The 15,850-nt window shown below is 58.8% G+C and carries 14 protein-coding genes and 2 tRNA genes; 8 read left to right on the forward strand and 8 right to left on the reverse strand.

Annotated elements, in window-relative coordinates; genetic code table 11:
- The first annotated feature begins 120 nt into the window (after positions 1 to 120).
- Positions 121 to 1,341: a L,D-transpeptidase gene (locus HMPREF3169_RS05285; RefSeq protein ID WP_070455878.1), complete on the forward strand. Its 1,221-nt coding sequence runs from the start codon at positions 121 to 123 to the stop codon at positions 1,339 to 1,341.
- Positions 1,342 to 1,374: 33 nt separating this feature from the next.
- On the opposite strand, the gene crtI is transcribed toward HMPREF3169_RS05285, so the two are convergent.
- The 4 genes from crtI to orn form a co-directional block, all read right to left on the reverse strand.
- Positions 1,375 to 2,982, reverse strand: coding sequence for a phytoene desaturase family protein (gene crtI, locus HMPREF3169_RS05290; RefSeq protein WP_070455879.1), 1,608 nt, complete (start codon positions 2,980 to 2,982; stop codon positions 1,375 to 1,377).
- Positions 2,982 to 3,878 (reverse strand): phytoene/squalene synthase family protein, encoded by an 897-nt coding sequence (locus HMPREF3169_RS05295; protein ID WP_246815600.1) that lies wholly within the window; start codon positions 3,876 to 3,878, stop codon positions 2,982 to 2,984. Before HMPREF3169_RS05295 ends, crtI begins: the two co-directional genes overlap by 1 nt.
- Positions 3,879 to 3,968: 90 nt before the next feature.
- A tRNA-His gene (locus HMPREF3169_RS05300) sits at positions 3,969 to 4,041 on the reverse strand.
- A gap of 50 nt (positions 4,042 to 4,091) precedes the next feature.
- Positions 4,092 to 4,724: an oligoribonuclease gene (gene orn, locus HMPREF3169_RS05305; RefSeq protein WP_061924309.1), complete on the reverse strand. Its 633-nt coding sequence runs from the start codon at positions 4,722 to 4,724 to the stop codon at positions 4,092 to 4,094.
- Positions 4,725 to 5,056: 332 nt separating this feature from the next.
- On the opposite strand from orn, the gene HMPREF3169_RS05310 reads away from it, so the two are divergent.
- Positions 5,057 to 6,568 (forward strand): alanine/glycine:cation symporter family protein, encoded by a 1,512-nt coding sequence (locus HMPREF3169_RS05310; RefSeq protein WP_070455880.1) that lies wholly within the window; start codon positions 5,057 to 5,059, stop codon positions 6,566 to 6,568.
- Positions 6,569 to 6,608: 40 nt separating this feature from the next.
- Here the strand turns inward: HMPREF3169_RS05310 and cmrA are convergent, their stop codons facing one another.
- Positions 6,609 to 7,421: a mycolate reductase gene (cmrA, locus tag HMPREF3169_RS05315; RefSeq protein WP_070455881.1), complete on the reverse strand. Its 813-nt coding sequence runs from the start codon at positions 7,419 to 7,421 to the stop codon at positions 6,609 to 6,611.
- A 146-nt stretch (positions 7,422 to 7,567) separates the two neighbouring features.
- On the opposite strand from cmrA, the gene HMPREF3169_RS05320 reads away from it, so the two are divergent.
- Positions 7,568 to 7,753 carry a PspC domain-containing protein gene (locus HMPREF3169_RS05320; protein ID WP_201040745.1) on the forward strand — a complete coding sequence of 62 codons (186 nt, stop codon included), beginning with the start codon at positions 7,568 to 7,570 and terminating at the stop codon, positions 7,751 to 7,753.
- A gap of 3 nt (positions 7,754 to 7,756) precedes the next feature.
- Here HMPREF3169_RS05320 and HMPREF3169_RS05325 read toward each other — a convergent pair whose 3' ends face one another.
- From HMPREF3169_RS05325 to HMPREF3169_RS05335, 3 genes are all read right to left on the reverse strand, one after another.
- Positions 7,757 to 8,419, reverse strand: coding sequence for a hypothetical protein (locus tag HMPREF3169_RS05325; RefSeq protein ID WP_061924293.1), 663 nt, complete (start codon positions 8,417 to 8,419; stop codon positions 7,757 to 7,759).
- Positions 8,420 to 8,521: 102 nt separating this feature from the next.
- Positions 8,522 to 8,595: transfer RNA gene (locus tag HMPREF3169_RS05330), tRNA-Arg, on the reverse strand.
- Positions 8,596 to 8,651: 56 nt separating this feature from the next.
- Positions 8,652 to 9,617 carry a LysR family transcriptional regulator gene (locus HMPREF3169_RS05335; RefSeq protein ID WP_062043497.1) on the reverse strand — a complete coding sequence of 322 codons (966 nt, stop codon included), beginning with the start codon at positions 9,615 to 9,617 and terminating at the stop codon, positions 8,652 to 8,654.
- A 75-nt stretch (positions 9,618 to 9,692) separates the two neighbouring features.
- Here HMPREF3169_RS05335 and HMPREF3169_RS05340 point away from each other — a divergent pair, with 75 nt between their 5' ends.
- From HMPREF3169_RS05340 to HMPREF3169_RS05360, 5 genes are all read left to right on the forward strand, one after another.
- Positions 9,693 to 11,813 carry a bifunctional copper resistance protein CopD/cytochrome c oxidase assembly protein gene (locus tag HMPREF3169_RS05340; RefSeq protein WP_070455882.1) on the forward strand — a complete coding sequence of 707 codons (2,121 nt, stop codon included), beginning with the start codon at positions 9,693 to 9,695 and terminating at the stop codon, positions 11,811 to 11,813.
- Positions 11,814 to 12,075: 262 nt separating this feature from the next.
- Positions 12,076 to 12,675, forward strand: a complete 600-nt coding sequence (locus HMPREF3169_RS05345; protein WP_070455883.1) for a single-stranded DNA-binding protein — start codon at positions 12,076 to 12,078, stop codon at positions 12,673 to 12,675.
- A gap of 160 nt (positions 12,676 to 12,835) precedes the next feature.
- Positions 12,836 to 14,506, forward strand: coding sequence for an energy-dependent translational throttle protein EttA (ettA, locus tag HMPREF3169_RS05350; protein ID WP_062037514.1), 1,671 nt, complete (start codon positions 12,836 to 12,838; stop codon positions 14,504 to 14,506).
- 29 nt (positions 14,507 to 14,535) lie between these two features.
- Positions 14,536 to 14,964, forward strand: coding sequence for an acyl-CoA thioesterase (locus HMPREF3169_RS05355; RefSeq protein WP_061924236.1), 429 nt, complete (start codon positions 14,536 to 14,538; stop codon positions 14,962 to 14,964).
- 56 nt (positions 14,965 to 15,020) lie between these two features.
- Entirely contained in the window at positions 15,021 to 15,665 is a 645-nt protein-coding gene (locus tag HMPREF3169_RS05360) for a DUF8185 domain-containing protein (RefSeq protein WP_061924233.1), read from the forward strand.
- The last annotated feature ends 185 nt before the right edge of the window (positions 15,666 to 15,850 follow it).

A 15,850-nucleotide genomic window follows, 5' to 3' on the forward strand; every position in this document is an offset into this window, starting at 1 on the left:
GTGTTCTTCTTATAACAATTGATTAACGCGTGAAGCGCCGTGTGGTGTTTTGAAGGTGTGCGATATACGCTAATTGAGAAATTCTGACCGTCTTATATGCACAAATTTTAAAGGGCCCAAGTGTTTAATTCCCTCTCTCTCGCTCGTCGCGTCCTTGCCACTACCGCTGTAGCCCTAACAGCCACTGTTGCGGCAGCGTGCACCATTGATTCTTCCGCTCAAGATAATGCCGCTGAACAAGCCGCTTCCGCTGATGGCAGCCAGGGTGGTGCAGAGCAGTCGCAAGCTCCAAAGGCGAAGGAACTGCAGTTCTCCGTTAAAGACGGTGCGAAAGACGTCGATCCCTCCGAGTTCGTCACGGTAAAGACCTCGGGCAAGCTGAAGTCCGTCACCATGACCAATGAGCTTGGCGTTGAGGTTGCAGAAAAGCTTTCCTCTGACGCGAAGACCTGGTCCACCGATGAGGTCCTTGGATACAATCACACCTACACAATCCAGGCAGAAGACGTTGACGGAAAAAAGAAGACCGTAACTTTCACCACCCCACAAGCGGCGGGTGTTTCTGAGGTTGCGCTTTCCCCGATTCCGGGCGCCGAAGTGGGCGTTGGCCAGGTCATCGGCGTGCGCTTTGGCAACTACGTCACCGACCGCAAGGCTGCCGAGGAAGCAATCACCGTCAAGACCACCCCAGAGGTTGAAGGCGCCTTCTACTGGATCAATGACCAGGAAGTGCGCTGGCGTCCGAAGGACTACTGGCAGCCAGGCACCAAGGTTGAGGTCAACGTTGATCTCTACGGCCGCAACCTTGGCGGCGGCATCTACGGCGGCGAGGACGCTTCCACCAACTTCACCATCGGTGACCGTGTGATTTCCCTAGTGGACAACGCCACCAAGACTATGAAGGTATTTAAGAACGGCCAACTGCTGCGCGAGATTCCGGTTTCCCTGGGCACCGATGGCCAGTGGGATACTCCAAATGGCCGCTATATCATCGGCGATGAGTACGAGTCGTTGATCATGGACTCCAGCAGCTTTGGCCTGGCTGTCGACGCCGGCGGCTACCGCACCTCCGTCAATTACGCGACGCAGATGTCCTACTCCGGCATCTACGTTCACTCCGCACCTTGGTCCATCGGCGCACAGGGCGTCTACAACCAGTCCCACGGCTGCATCAACCTCTCCCCGGAGGCCGCGCAGTGGTTCCAGTCTGTGGTCAAGCGCGGCGACATCGTCCGCGTCTTCAACACTGGCGGTGCGCAGCTCAACCCATTCGATGGCTTGGGCGATTGGAACATGGACTGGGATACTTGGTCCAAGGGCAATACCAACGCCAACGCTTAAAGTAGAGCTTCAAGCAGCGGTTAACGCAGAGCTTTAAGCGGGATAAAAGGAACTCAGCGGCGACGCTGTGGCGTCGCCGTGCATGCGTTTGAGCACGTTCTCGGCGGAAATTAGGCACATCGGCACGCCCACTCCGGGCACTGTCGTGGCACCAGCATAGTAAAGCCCGGCAACCTTGGAAGAGACGTTCTTTCCGCGCAGGAACGCAGACTGCGCCAGCGTGTGCGCCGGGCCGATCGAGCCGCCGCGCCACGCGTGATAGCGTTCTGCAAAATCCGCTGGGCCCAGCGTGCGGCGGATTACGATGCGTTCTTCCAAGTCTGCGATACCGGCCCAATCCCCAATCTGCTTTACGGCAGCGTCAGCAATGGCCTCCACGTGGGCAGAAGGACTATCGCGGTAGGCGTTGCCGTGTCCCAGCGCGGAATCAGCCGGCACTGGCACGAGCACGAAGAGATTCTCGTGACCTTCCGGCGCCACATCGGGGTCCGTTGCCGAAGTCTTGGAGATGTAGATGGAGTGCGAACAGTCCAGCGGACGGGCTGGCTCAGGGCCGTGATAGACCGCGCGGAAGTCCGGCGCCCAGTCCTTGCTAAACAACAACGTGTGGTGTGAAAGCTCCGGAAGCTTGCCCTTCACTCCGAGCAGCACCAGCACGGTTCCAAGCCCCGCATCGCGCCCAGCAAAGTACTTTTCCGGGTAGGTGCGCAGGCGTTGTGGGAGGAGCGTGTTCTCGGTGTGGTGAAGATCGGCGGCGGAAACCACGGCGTCGGCAAGCAGCTTTTGCGTGCCAGAGGCGTCGGTGATGCGCACGCCCGTCGCGCGCGGGGAGGCGCCCGCTGTGAGGATGCTGGTGACCTCCGCGCCCAAGCGGAACTGCACGCCGGCGAGCTGGGCCTGCTTGGCGATGGCGCGCACCACCGCATCGAAGCCACCCAGCGGGTAGCGCACGCCCTCGACCAAGTCCGTGTGGCTCATCAGCGAGTACAACGCCGGCGCCGCCGCGGGTTCGCTGGATAAGAACACCGCCGGATAGCTGAGCACCTGGCGTAGCCGGTAATCGCTAAAGGATTTCGCCACATGTTTGTCCAGGGTCCGGACAAGTAGCTGCGCCAGCATACCTAGCCGGGAGCGAACCGTGGAGCCTAAAAGCTCGCGGGGACTGCTGAAAGTGGTGTAGAGGAACTTCGATAGTGCCACGTTGTAGATGTCGCTGGCCTGGGCGAGGTAGGCGCGGATGCGGGCGCCGGCGCCGGGCTCGATGGACTCGAAGAGTTTGGCGGCTTTCTCAACGCCGGTCTCGACGTCGAGGAAGTCACCATCGTCGTTGTAGACGCGGTAGGCGGGGCTGAGATCGATAAGCTCGAGCTCTGCCTGCGTGGACGTGCCGCAGAGCTCAAAGAAGTGGTCGAATGCCTCTGGCATCAGGTACCAGGATGGGCCCGTATCCCAACGAAAGCCCGCTTCTGTCAGGCTGCCCGCGCGGCCGCCCACTTCTTCTAGTTTGTCCACCACGGTGACCTTCTTGCCGTCGCGTGCGAGCAACGCTGCGGTGGCAAGGCCGGCGATGCCTGCCCCGATGACGATGACGGTCTCGGGCTGCTCGCTGGAGAGGGCGGTAGAAAGGCGGGGCAGTTTCATCAGTTGCTCTTTCTTAAAGAATGCAAGGTGGCGCGGCTTAAAAGCGCTAGCTTGCGTGGGGCGCTGACGCGGGTGCGTTGGGAAAAGACGGCGTCGGCAGGCAGTGCTGCAAGGTCGTTGGTCAAGGCCTCAAAAAGGTCAGTGGCGGCGCTGACACCTACGCGTGCCGAGAATGGAAGCTTGCCGGTGACGGCGCGGGCAGTGGCGAGATCGCTGCGGATATCGGCGATGAGTAGGTCTTTGTCCTGCGTGCTCAATCCGCCGTGCCCTGCCTGCGGGAAGTAGCTGCGGCCAAGCTGTGCGGTATCCGCGCCGAGGTCGCGTAAAAAGTTGACCTTCTGAAAGGCGGCGCCGAGGCGCCGTGCACCCGTCTCGAGCTGGCTCAGCTCGGGGCCAGAAACTGGATGATCCACCAAGAAAGTAGACAGGCACAAAAGCCCAATGACCTCCGCGGAGCCGTAGATATAGGCCTCGAGATCTTTCTCGTCGGCGTAGTCGCACTGGTGAAGGTCGCGGCGCATCGACGCGAAGAAGGCCCGAATGTGCTCATTCTTGAACCCGCAACGCCTGGCGGAAATGCCATAGGCATGCAGCACAGGATCGGTGTGAAAGCGTTGCGAAGGTGCGCACAGAACCGCCTCTTCGTATGCATTGAGGGTCTGCTCGACTTCTGTTGTGTTAAGGCCCGCGGCGGCTGCGGCGCCGTCGACGATTTCATCCGCTATGCGCACCACGGCATAAAGATTGCGGATATCGGTGCGCGTGCGGGGAGCGAGCAGCTCGGAGGCAAAGGAAAAGCTCGTGGAATAGGCCGCGATGATTTGTGCTGAAGCTCTTTGGGCACTTTGGTCATAGCGTGGCAAAGGCTGAGTGGGGAAGCGAGAAATCCCAAACACAATCGGCCACCTTAATCCACGGGGCTAAAAATAGCGCGAGAAAAGTATAAGGCCCTAACCTGAAAAATAACAGGTTAGGGCCCTCATCGGGGTGGCTGACGGGGCTCGAACCCGCGACACCCAGGATCACAACCTGGTGCTCTACCAGCTGAACTACAGCCACCATCGCTGCCTTAAAAGCAGCACGGATAAGATTAACTCACGCCGCGTAAATTACAAAAACGCCTGGTAGTCAGCGGTAGTTGACTCCTTGAGATCCGCTGCTTCCGCGGAGGAGGGACCGTCGTCGGTGCGGAACACACTGCGGCGGTAGTAGTCCAACTCGCGGATGGACTCGATGATGTCCTGGAGCGCGCGGTGCGCCATGCCCTTGTCTGGCTGGTTGTAATAAGCGCGCGGGAACCAACGGCGGCTGAGCTCCTTGATGGTGGAAACGTCAATCATGCGGTAGTGCAGCGCTTCATCCAAGCGCGGCATGTAGGCGCGAATGAAGGTGCGGTCGGTGGCGATGGAGTTGCCTGCCAGGGGGGCGGGATGCTCGGGGTCGCAGTGCTCAGCGATGAGCGCCAGGACGGCATCTTCGGCTTCCCGCAGAGTGGTGGTGGATTCGCGGATTTCCTTATCCAGGCCGGAGTTGGCGTGCATGTTGGTGACAAAGTCATCCATCTCAGCGAGCTCCGCTTCCGTGGCATGGACCACTAGGTCGATTCCCTCACCAATGACGTTGAGGTTGCCATCAGTGATGATGGCGGCCACCTCCACGATGACGTGGCGCTTCGGGTCCAGCCCTGTCATCTCCAAGTCAATCCAGACGAGTCGGTCATTCTTCGGGGCGATGTCAGTCATGGGTTTAACCTTAGTCTTCCTAGAGCCGCGCTTGTCGACGCCTCCCTTCCCACCGTCTGATTTAATCCACCGGCGTGGAAGGTGTGGCGGGGGGAGGCAAAGGGGGTGTTTTGGTGCAGATAGTTCAGTTTTTCTAAATGGTTCGTCTTAGCGGTATTGACGGTTCTTGAGCTGTGCATTAAATTTCAGTCAACCGACAGGTAATGTGAAGAATTAGATTCTTCCAAAACATTTTCGTGATTATCCTCACAAACTTCGATTGAAGTAGTGCATGATTCTTTATGTCACCTTCTATGTTAGAGCTCACAATTTTAGAAAGTAGGTTCCCTCATATGGCCGGGTTCTTGGATGCTCTCAACTCCCTCATTTGGTCCCCAGCACTCGTGTTCCTGTGCTTGGGCGCCGGTGTCTACTTCACGATCGTGACCAAGGGATTGCAGATTCGCTGTATTCCCGACATGATTGCGCAGCTGAAGAACGGCGAGAAGTCAGACTCCGGTGTTTCTTCTTTCCAGTCCCTGATGATTTCGCTCGCCGGTCGCGTCGGCGTCGGCAACATTGCCGGTGTTGCCACGGCGATCGCCTTCGGTGGCCCAGGTGCTGTCTTCTGGATGTGGGCGGTGTCGCTGTTGGGGTCCGCTACCTCATTCGTGGAATGTACTCTCGCCCAGGTCTACAAGGAAAAGGATCAGGACACCGGCGAGTACCGTGGTGGCCCGGCGTACTACATCGAAAAGGCTTACCGCCACACCTCTGTGGGCCCGTTCATGCTGGTCTACGGCGTCATCTTCGCTGTCTCCATGATTCTGGCTACCAGCTACTTCCTCCCAGGCATCCAGGCCAACGGTGTGGCCGCTGCAGTGGAGAACGCCTGGGGCGTCAACGTCACTTGGTCCGCAGTCATCTTGGCTGGCGTCTTGGCCTTCATCATCATCGGCGGCGTCAAGCGTATCGCTAACTTCACCTCGCTCATCGTTCCATTCATGGCAGGCGCTTATATCATCATCGCGCTGACCATCCTGTTCATGAACTTCGGCGACATCCCACACGTTTTTGGCCTCATCGTCAAGTCTGCATTTGACATGGAAGCAGGATTCGCGGGCATGCTGGGCTCTGCAATCATGTGGGGCGTAAAGCGCGGTATCTACTCTAACGAGGCAGGCCAGGGCACCGGCCCGCAGTCGGCAGCAGCTGCTGAGGTTTCCCACCCAGCAAAGCAGGGCTTCGTTCAAGCATTCGCCGTCTACGTCGATACCCTCTTCGTCTGCTCGGCCACCGCCTTCATCATCATCTCCACTGACATGTACAAGGTCTTCGAAGGCGAGTCCGAGGACGGCGCCGTTCGCTACGCCGGCTCCCTGCCTGACGGCATTGAGGTCGGCCCAGGCTTCGTTCAATCCGGTATGGACTCGGTATTCAACGGTGTCGGCGCTTCCTTCGTGGCAATTGCTATCGCGTTCTTCGCCTTCACCACCGTTCTGGCTTACTACTACATGGCAGAGACCAACCTCACCTACTTCAACCGCTGGATCAAGAATGCTGGCGCACGGCGCGCGCTGGTGTGGGTCCTGCGCGTCCTCATCATCATCTCCGTCATCATTGGTGCCACCACCACCCCGGGCTCCGCGTGGGCATTGGGCGACATCGGAGTGGGCGCCACCGCATGGCTTAACATCATCGCCGTCCTCTTCCTCCAGGTCCCGGCACTCAAGTGCCTCAAGGACTACAGCGCGCAGAAGAAGGCTGGCAAGGATCCGGTTTTCGACCCTGAAGCTCTGGGCATCAAGAACGCCGACTTCTGGGTAGACCGCAAGAACGCTCGCTCTTCCTCTGCAACCGAGTAAGGCACACCAAAAGCAGGACCGCGGAAAGGGTGGGAGTGCCTTAGGCCATCTTTGAGTAGAAGCTGCCGATGAGCGGTGCGGCAATCGGGGTAGGGATGATTTGGCCAAGCGTATTCATGGCCTTCGACAGCGGGCCCGGTACCACGCGGCGCTGGTTGCGAGCCATAGCCTCTAGGGTCTCTGCGGAGCAGGACTCGTAGGTGGTCCACAGGAAGTCAGGAACTACCTTATCTACGATGGACTGCTCCTCTTCCGGGATGACGGCATCGCGCACCGGGCCGGGGGCTAGCAAGGTGCAGCTGACGCCAGAGCCCTTGAGCTCGTAGTGCAACGCCTCGGTGAAAGCGTTGACGCCTGCCTTTGTAAATACATAGGTGGCGTTGTTCGGAATCGAGACGTTGCCCGCTGCAGAACCAACGTTGCAGATAGCGCCGGAGCGACGCGGCAGCATCTGGTCCAAAGCGGCGCGGGTCAGGCGGTGCACGGCCTTGCCGTTGAGATCGAATTGCTTGTTCTCATAGTCCCAGTCCTGGTCCATGAATTTGCCAAAGCTGGCGATGCCCGCGGAGTTGACGATGATGGAAATTTCTTTGCCGGCCATGAACTCGATGACGCGGTCGACGTCGGCTTCCTTTGCTAAGTCGGCGGCCAGAGCGATCGCATCGATCTCGTGCTTCGACTTCAGTTCATCCGCGATGTGCTCGAGGACTTCCTGGCGGCGCGCCACCAAAATGACGTTATATCCGAGGGCGGCGAGATCGCGCGCCATCGCCTCGCCGATGCCCTGGCTAGCGCCCGTAAGCAGCGCATAGGAATTGCGGGTGGGTGCGGGAAGACCTGCGTTTTTAGCCATAGTGATTGTGTCCTTTCGCCGAAAAGAAGTTTTCAACCAGCGTAGACGAAAGCAAAACATCAGGGTGATTCTCGGGGGTTTACCTGATGCGTGTGGCCTGCTGAAAAGCTTTAATGGAGGGCGCACACTAAGAAGAAAGGACAATCATGAATTACCGTTTGACCCGCTCGAGCACGGATTGCTACATCGGAGGCGTATGCGGCGGCATTGCTCAGACCTACAATCTGGATCCCACGTTGGTGCGCATCCTCTTCGTTGTTGCCACTTTGGCAGGCTTTTCCGGTGTGCTGGCTTATCTCATCCTGTGGGTTGTGATGCCGGTAGGTAGCTAAGCCCTACTGCAGTGGCCCAAAGCCCATGAACCTATGCCAGGTTTCCCATTCATCGCGGAGCCTGGCGGCGTGGTGTGCGGGGCTGGCGACGTCGTCGATAAGCACCGCGTCCTGCATGCGCACTCCGTTGTCGAAGAACAACGCCGCGTGCCCGGAAGCGCCGTAGCGCACGACGGGAACGAGGTTGAGGCCGTCGAAGGAAAGATGCGCATTCGGGCGCACATCAAGGCCCGCGATGGCAGCAAGCGTCGGCGCCAAGTCCATCGGGGAGACTAGCTCTGGGCACGGCTCCACCAGCTTTTGATCCGTAACACCCGGCCACGACAGCGACATCGGCGAGGGCCCGCCGCTTAAGGAACACACAGCAAGGACGCTGTGCTTGGCGACGTCGCGCAACCGCGCCGGCTCCGCAGGCTCCTCGAGCAGTCGGAACACGGGCTGCTCAGCAGTACCGGGGGCCGAGTCGATGTCCTCGCTGATGAGGTAGCCGGCCTCGCGGAAGATATCGGTGATGCGGGTCGTGGCGCCGCGCTGCGGATACTGGCCGGTCAGAACCGAGTTGCGCGATTGTGCGTATTCCGGCGAAGGCGCCCATGCGTTGGTAAAACGCATGCCGATGAGCGCTTCTTCTGGGGCAGTGACGAAGGTGGCCAGCGTGATATCCATGCTTGTTATTTTAGGCGCGCTTACTAAGCCAGACCGATAAAACCAAAGAAAAGGCCACCAATCTGTGGAAGAAACTTCCCAGTGAAGTGGCCTTTTCGGCGGTGCCCCCAGCAGGACTCGAACCCGCGACACATGGGGTAGAAACCCACTGCTCTAATCCGCTGAGCTATGGAGGCTTAGGCTTTCATCTTAGACCAGCCAGCCTCGCGTACTAAAAGTAGGGCTTAGCGTCTTAGGCCTTGTCCGCTTCTGCCGAGTGGACGGACTTGTGAAGAAGGGTTTCTTCGCTCTCGCCGCCTACGGAAAGGATGAGATCTACCAGCTGGTTGGCGGCAGGGGAAAGGTCGCGTTCACGGCGGTAGATGAGCAAGGACTGCATCGGTGGGATGCCTTCTGCAATCTCGCGGAGGTGAATGCCGCGGTGGTTGAGCGCCTGTGCCGAGCTCGGGACAAGGCACACACCGATGCCGCCGGAAACCAGTGGGAGGCCGGTCTGGAGGGTAGAGATTTCTTGGACGCGGTTAGGGACGGCGTCCGGGTGCTTGGCAAAGACCTGGTCCAGCAGCTCTGGAAGGCCAACGAATTCAGGGTTGCGTGGAGGCAGGATCCACGTTTCTTCCGCGATGTCGTGAAGGGAAACAGGGTTGGGCAGGTGCTGGAGGCGATCCGGTACGGCGACGCGGAATTCCATCTCGCTGGCTACATGGACGTTCAGCTCGTTGTGGTAACGCTGGGCAAATGCGTGTGGGTCAGTCGAAGGCATCAGGCCTAGGTCGATGGAGCCTTCGAGGACGCGGCGCAGGGTTATGGTCGGTTCTGGATCGTCCAAGAAGATGTTGACCTCAGGGGCGCGATCCACCATGCGGTGAAGAACCTCTGGCATAAACAGCCAGTTGAACTCCGGCGCAGACGCGATAGAGACGCTGCCGGCGGCGCCGCTGGCGATCTCGGTGATGCGCTGTGCGGCGTCGCTAAGCAGGGTGTCCATCTTCGCGGCGATGGAATAGAGGTAGTCGCCGGCTTCGGTGGTCTTAACACCGGCGCGGCCGCGGGTCAGGAGTTGAACGTCAAGCTCCTTTTCGAGCTTACGAATAGAGAGACTTAGAGAAGGCTGAGTCATATCTAGAGCTTCAGCCGCATGAGTGAAAGATCCGTAGTCCACTACGGAACGAAAGTAGAGTAGCTGGCGTGAATCCATAACGAATAATTATGCCAGAACTTAAAAGATTATTCGTTTTAGGTAAGAAGACGGTTTGGGCGGTAGACTGCGCCTATGGAAAAACGGGAAGAAACTGCCAGCTCAGCGGCTCGCGCGGCTTCGACAACGGTTTCGCCGGCGCAGGGCGCAGCGTCCAAGAACACAGTTTTCAAAGGTGGAAAGCGTGGCGCCAAAGGTGCTACAACGGTCTATCTCGCGGCTCTTATCGTTGCCGGGCTGGTTGCTGGCGTTATTTCCCTGTTCTTTCTGGCGGAGTCACTCGCGGCATTGGGCATTCCCGATCCCGGGCGTTTGACCACATTCGGCCTGCCATTTTTCCGCGGCGTCGCCTGGATTTTAATGGCGCTGTCGGTGGGCTCGTACATGGTTTCAGCCTTTCTCGTTGCGCCGCAAATTCCTAAGAAAGACAATGATCGTCTCATTGAGTCGCGCTTAAGTGTCGATGGACACATCGCCGCCCGCGCCGGCGCCCTGGCGGCTTTTGGCGTGGCAGTGGTATCTCTGCTGGAAGTGCCGCTGGTTATGTCCGATCTGACGGGCACACCTTTCCTCAAAGTCCTCAACCCGCAGCTGATGGGCATGGCGCTGGATAGCATTTCCACCTCCCAGGCCTGGTTGGTCACCGCCTCCATCGCGGTTGTTGCCGGCGTGCTGGGCCTGGTTTCTAAGAAATGGTCCCTGCAGCCTATTGCGTTTTTCTTCGCACTCATGCAGATTGTGCCCCTCGGCATGGAAGGTCACTCTGCTTCCGGCGGCGACCATGATTACGGCACGAACTCCCTGCTCTTCCACCTTTTCTTCATGGTGCTTTGGGTGGGCGGATTGCTGGGGCTTATAGCCCATAGTCGCCGTCTGGGACCAGACATGCCTACGGCTGTGCGCCGCTACTCGGTGGTTGCTTTCATCTCCATCGTAGCTATGGCCGCCTCCGGCGTGATTAATGCGCTCATCCGCGTTGAGCTAGCAGACCTGTTTAGCACCCGCTATGGACTCATCATCGTCACCAAGGCGGTGCTTACTGTCCTGCTTGCCGTCTTTGGACTAGCGCATCGCCAGATCACCATGCCGCAGCTGGAGCGCCGTCCGCTGCTTTTTCGCCGCGTCGCATTCGTGGAAATCCTCGTGATGGCAGCCACCGTGGGCGTGGCTATTTCCATGGGCCGCACGCCGCCCCCGCCGCCGCGCGATCCGAACCTGAACAACATGCAGGTGCTCTTGGGCTACGAGCTTCTCGACGCCCCGACGGTGACCAACGTCTGGACCATGTACCGCTACGACCTCATGTTTGGCACTTTGGGGCTCGTGCTTGCTGCCGCCTATGGTTACGCGCTGCTGCGCTTGCGCCGCCGCGGCCTTAACTGGTCGCGGGTCCGAACCACCTGGTTTATGCTGGGCGCCTTAGGCTTGACCTTCATCATGAGCTCGGGCATCGGCCTTTATATCCCGGCGCTTTATTCCATGCACATGCTGGGGCATATGCTCCTTTCCATGGCGGTTCCGCTCTTCCTCGTGCTCGGCGCACCGCTGACCTTGGTGATGGAGGCCTTTGAGCCCGGCGCGCCGGGGCGTCCCACTGTCCATGACTTGGCGGTGGCGGTAACTAAGTCGAAGCTTTTGAAGTTTCTTACCCATCCGGCGGTCAATCTGATTCAGTTCCTGACCTTTTTGTACGTGCTCTACCTTTATCCGGAGCTGTATCAGTTCGCGGTTTCTGAGCATGCCGGCCACGTAATCATGAACTGGGTCTTCTTGGTCTCGGGCTATATCTATTACTGGGAGGTTATCGGCCCGGATCCGTTGCCGTTCCGCGCGCCGACTAACCTGCGCCTTCTGGTGTTGTTCTTCTCGATGCCGCTGCACCTTTTCGCCGGCGTCTACCTGATGCAGCTGCAGAGCGTGCTCGGCGTGGAGTTTTATGAGTCGCTGGGGCTGCCGTGGCACCCGGACTTGCTGCAGGATCAGCGCGTGGGCGGCGGCATCGCGTGGGGCTTTGGCCAGTTCCCGTTGGTCATCGTCTTTGGCAAACTCTTTTTGGACTGGCTGCGCGATGACCGTGCTACCGCTCGCCGCCACGATGCAAAGGCAGAGGTCGACGGCGATGCGGAGCTGGAGGATTACAACGAAATGTTGCGCCGCATGAGTGAGGGCGACGCCACTGGATTCCGGCAGCAGTAATCGTTGCAGTAGAGCCGGTTATTTTTCTGAGCGAAGTTCTTTTTGTGGATAGATCCCCTGCCGCTTCGGGCAGGGGATTAACTTTTGTTGACGCTTCCAACAAGTTATCCACAGCTAGGAAAATCGGCCCTTGTGACAGTGCTAGGACGCTAGCGATGATTCGAGCAAGGAAGGCATTTACACGACCTCCTTAAAACACCGCGAGGCAGGAAGACCTGTACTCACAAGTTTCGCTAGCTCAGCAAAGGATTTTCTAAAGCACATGTCTCAGCTACCAATCACCATCACCGGCCACCTCACGCACGAACCCGAGCTCATTAAAGTCAACACCGACATGTACAAGGCGCGCCTGCGCGTGGCATCGTCCCGCCGCATCCCGGTGGATAACGCGGACAACGGAGTCCGCGAGTGGCGCGATACCGACCTCATCTACATCGACGTGGAGCTGTGGGGTCAGTTCGCGATCAACGTTAAGAAGTCATTGCACCGCGGAATGCCGGTCATCGTGGTCGGCTCGGTCTGCTCCGATTCCTGGCTGGCGCCCGATGGCCAGAATAAGTTCCGCACCTTTATCAAGGCTTTCTATGTCGGCCTAGACCTAAACCGCTACGTTATCTCCTCCCGCAAGCTCGAGCGCGTCTATGAAACCGACGGATTGGAGGCACCTGCTTCGGGCGAGACGATGCCGGAAGTCGATGTGGACAGGACGGCGTCGATGGCCGCAGGTGCCGGCACCCAAGACCATGACGATAAGCACGACACCGCAGCCGATCGCCGTCAAGCTGCGCATAGTAAGGCGAATGCAGCCGAGGAGTCGTTCGAGGAGACCGAGGCGCCCGCCGAGCAATCGGTAGGCAGCTAAGCACCGCCTCGTAGGTGCCTGCGACCTAGGCGCCCCGGGGAGGTACAAAGCGGGGGATTGAAATCCCACGTTAATCCCAGCCCGGGGCGCTAGGTACATCCATGTCATGTACTCTTTGTTGTGTTATAAACCATTCCCAAGTTCAAGCAAAGGGTGAAACATGGGCGAATTCATCTACACGATGAAAAACGTGCGTAAGGCAGTCGGCGAGAAGCTCATTCTCGACAATGTAACGATGGCCTTCTACCCAGGCGCCAAGATTGGCGTCGTCGGCCCGAATGGTGCAGGTAAGTCCTCCATTCTGAAGATTATGGCCGGCATTGATCAGCCTTCCAACGGTGAAGCATTCATCGACCCGGGCAAGACCGTGGGCATCCTCATGCAGGAGCCACCGCTCAACGAGGAAAAGACCGTCCGCGGCAACGTGGAAGAGGGCCTCGGTGACATCTTCGAGAAGAAGCAGCGCTTCGAAGCTATCGCGGAAGAGATGGCTACGAACTACACCGACGAGCTCATGGAAGAAATGGGCAAGCTGCAGGAGGAGCTGGACGCTGCCGACGCCTGGGAGGTTGATTCCAAGATTGAGCAGGCGATGGAAGCTCTGCGCTGCCCGCCTTCCGACGCCCCGGTAAACAACCTTTCCGGTGGTGAGCGCCGCCGCGTTGCGCTGGCGAAGCTGCTGCTTTCAGAGCCTGACCTGTTGCTGCTCGACGAGCCAACCAACCACCTGGACGCCGAGTCCGTGGAGTGGCTGGAAAAGCACCTTGCTGACTACCCGGGTGCCGTCCTAGCCGTTACCCACGACCGTTACTTCCTCGACCACGTCGCGGGTTGGATCTGTGAGGTTGACCGCGGCAAGCTCTACCCATACGAGGGCAACTACTCCACCTACCTGGAGAAGAAGGCCGAGCGTCTCGAGGTTGCTGGCGCCAAGGATAAGAAGCTGCAAAAGCGCCTGAAGGAAGAGCTCGCCTGGGTTCGTTCCGGTGCCAAGGCACGTCAGGCAAAGAACAAGGCTCGTCTCCAGCGCTACGAGGAGATGGCTGCTGAGGCTGAGCAGTACCGCAAGCTCGACTTCGAAGAAATCCAGATTCCTACCCCTCCACGCCTGGGCAACAAGGTCGTTGAGGTCAAGAACCTGGTCAAGGGCTTCGACGGTCGCACCCTGATCAAGGATCTCTCCTTCACCCTGCCGCGTAACGGCATCGTGGGCGTCATCGGCCCGAACGGCGTCGGTAAGTCCACCCTGTTCAAGACCATCGTTGGCCTGGAGCAGCCGGACGAGGGCACCGTCGAGGTTGGCGAGACCGTCAAGCTGTCCTACGTTGACCAGGGCCGCGAGAACATTGACCCAGAGGCAACCGTCTGGGAGGTCGTTTCTGACGGATTGGATTACATCCACGTCGGCCAGAACGAAATGCCTTCTCGTGCATACCTGTCCGCATTCGGCTTCAAGGGCCCGGACCAACAGAAGCCTTCCAAGGTGCTCTCCGGTGGTGAGCGCAACCGCCTCAACCTGGCGCTGACCCTGAAAGAGGGCGGCAACCTGATCCTCCTCGACGAGCCAACCAACGACCTGGACGTCGAGACCCTGGGCTCCCTGGAAAACGCTCTAGAGAAGTTCCCGGGCTGTGCAGTGGTCATTTCCCACGACCGCTGGTTCCTGGACCGCACCTGTACCCACATCCTCGCGTGGGAGGGCAATGTTGCAGAAGGCCAGTGGTTCTGGTTCGAGGGCAACTTCGGTGACTATGAAAAGAACAAGATCGAGCGCCTAGGTGAAGACGCTGCTCGCCCGAGCCGTGTTACCCACCGCAAGCTGACCCGATAAGAGTGACTACTAGCTAGTAAAAGGAATCAATGTCTTCTGAAAAGGTGCACGCCCATTCTGTAGGCGTACGGTGGTCGGACTTCGACATGTACGGCCACATGATGAACGCCAACTATATCGAGTTGGCGCAGGAGGCCCGCCTGGCATTTGCCATGGACCATTTCTACAAGCAGGGTTTGGAACTCATTGCGTTCGTGCGTCATCTCGACGTCGACTATGTTCGCCCGCTGAAGTGGGATGGAAAGAATTCCACCGTCACCGTAGAGACTGCTGTAGTACGCCTAGGCAATACCTCGTTTACCACCCGGCAGGAAATCAAAGACGGTGCTGGCAACGTAACTTGCGTGGTCACCTGCACCCAGGTGGTCATCGATAAGGTAACGCAGGCGCCGCGTCCCGTCTCCGAGGAAGAAAAGAAAATCATCACGGAGAATGCTTTGGTTAAGCTGGACGCATAGCGCGAGCCAAATCCGGCTCGATGCGTGAGCAGTTTGTCTAGGAGGGCCCGCAGACCATGGTTCATGAATTACTCGAATTATTAAGTGGTGGACCTGGTTTGCGGGCCCTTCTCGCACGTGCGGTGGGGTTGGATGCTTCGGCAGTGGTGCGCTTGCGTCAATTCGACGCCCAGACCGTCGAGGCTTTCGTTACCACTCCGTTCGAGGTCGTCGCCGCCCGCCGCATAGAGGCCGTTGTGTCCCGCGATGGGGCAGTGGTTTCCGCGCAGACCCTGCATGATGCGCTTGTGCTCGCCGGGATTGAGTCTGCGACGCTGGACTTAGGCCCAGCCCGCGATCCTTCTTGGCCCGGTGCGCTGCCGCCAGCCACGGGCTTTCAGCTTATCGACACCCTGCCCGTCGAGGTGGTCCGTGAGCTCTCGGATAAAGGCCAACAGTTAGCACGCCAGTTCTCTGGCCCGATGGGCCCGCCTGCCAGCTTGTTGAATCAGACCGTGGTCACGGTTAGCGGTGGTGCGGAGCAAGAGGTTGAGATTCCCATGCGGATGATCTTTGCCTGCACGAGCCTAGGCCTAATTCCCGGTTTTGCTGCGCCCATGGATATCCCACGCCACCTGCGTGTCTCCGGCCTCGGTCGGTGGGTACGCGTCGACGCGCCCTTCGGTAGCGTTTATCGCTCGACGCGCTTGTCCCTCTTCTAACTCGCTATAAAAGCACCGCGGGCCCTCCGAAAGCCGTCCAGCCGAGTGGGCCAAAGGAGCGGCTGAGCTCGAAAAATCCACGGTTTATTTGCGTCATTCTAAGGATGGTAGCGGTGTGCTATGGCCTCCGCGAGCCGTGGTAAAAAATCACACTCGAAATCATTTGTGCTGTGCGTTACTCTTTG

This window comes from Corynebacterium sp. HMSC08C04 (genome assembly GCF_001807495.1).
GTDB classification, from domain to species: domain Bacteria; phylum Actinomycetota; class Actinomycetes; order Mycobacteriales; family Mycobacteriaceae; genus Corynebacterium; species Corynebacterium simulans.

What these genes read in the sequence shown, in the direction of transcription:
- HMPREF3169_RS05360 (WP_061924233.1), top strand. Translation starts at nt 15,021, where the DNA reads ATGGTTCATGAATTACTCGAATTATTAAGTGGTGGACCTGGTTTGCGG.
- cmrA (WP_070455881.1), bottom strand. Translation starts at nt 7,421, where the DNA reads ATGGCTAAAAACGCAGGTCTTCCCGCACCCACCCGCAATTCCTATGCG.
- HMPREF3169_RS05310 (WP_070455880.1), top strand. Translation starts at nt 5,057, where the DNA reads ATGGCCGGGTTCTTGGATGCTCTCAACTCCCTCATTTGGTCCCCAGCA.
- HMPREF3169_RS05325 (WP_061924293.1), bottom strand. Translation starts at nt 8,419, where the DNA reads ATGGATATCACGCTGGCCACCTTCGTCACTGCCCCAGAAGAAGCGCTC.
- HMPREF3169_RS05355 (WP_061924236.1), top strand. Translation starts at nt 14,536, where the DNA reads ATGTCTTCTGAAAAGGTGCACGCCCATTCTGTAGGCGTACGGTGGTCG.
- HMPREF3169_RS05335 (WP_062043497.1), bottom strand. Translation starts at nt 9,617, where the DNA reads ATGGATTCACGCCAGCTACTCTACTTTCGTTCCGTAGTGGACTACGGA.
- orn (WP_061924309.1), bottom strand. Translation starts at nt 4,724, where the DNA reads ATGACTGACATCGCCCCGAAGAATGACCGACTCGTCTGGATTGACTTG.
- HMPREF3169_RS05320 (WP_201040745.1), top strand. Translation starts at nt 7,568, where the DNA reads ATGAATTACCGTTTGACCCGCTCGAGCACGGATTGCTACATCGGAGGC.
- ettA (WP_062037514.1), top strand. Translation starts at nt 12,836, where the DNA reads ATGGGCGAATTCATCTACACGATGAAAAACGTGCGTAAGGCAGTCGGC.
- HMPREF3169_RS05340 (WP_070455882.1), top strand. Translation starts at nt 9,693, where the DNA reads ATGGAAAAACGGGAAGAAACTGCCAGCTCAGCGGCTCGCGCGGCTTCG.
- HMPREF3169_RS05345 (WP_070455883.1), top strand. Translation starts at nt 12,076, where the DNA reads ATGTCTCAGCTACCAATCACCATCACCGGCCACCTCACGCACGAACCC.
- crtI (WP_070455879.1), bottom strand. Translation starts at nt 2,982, where the DNA reads ATGAAACTGCCCCGCCTTTCTACCGCCCTCTCCAGCGAGCAGCCCGAG.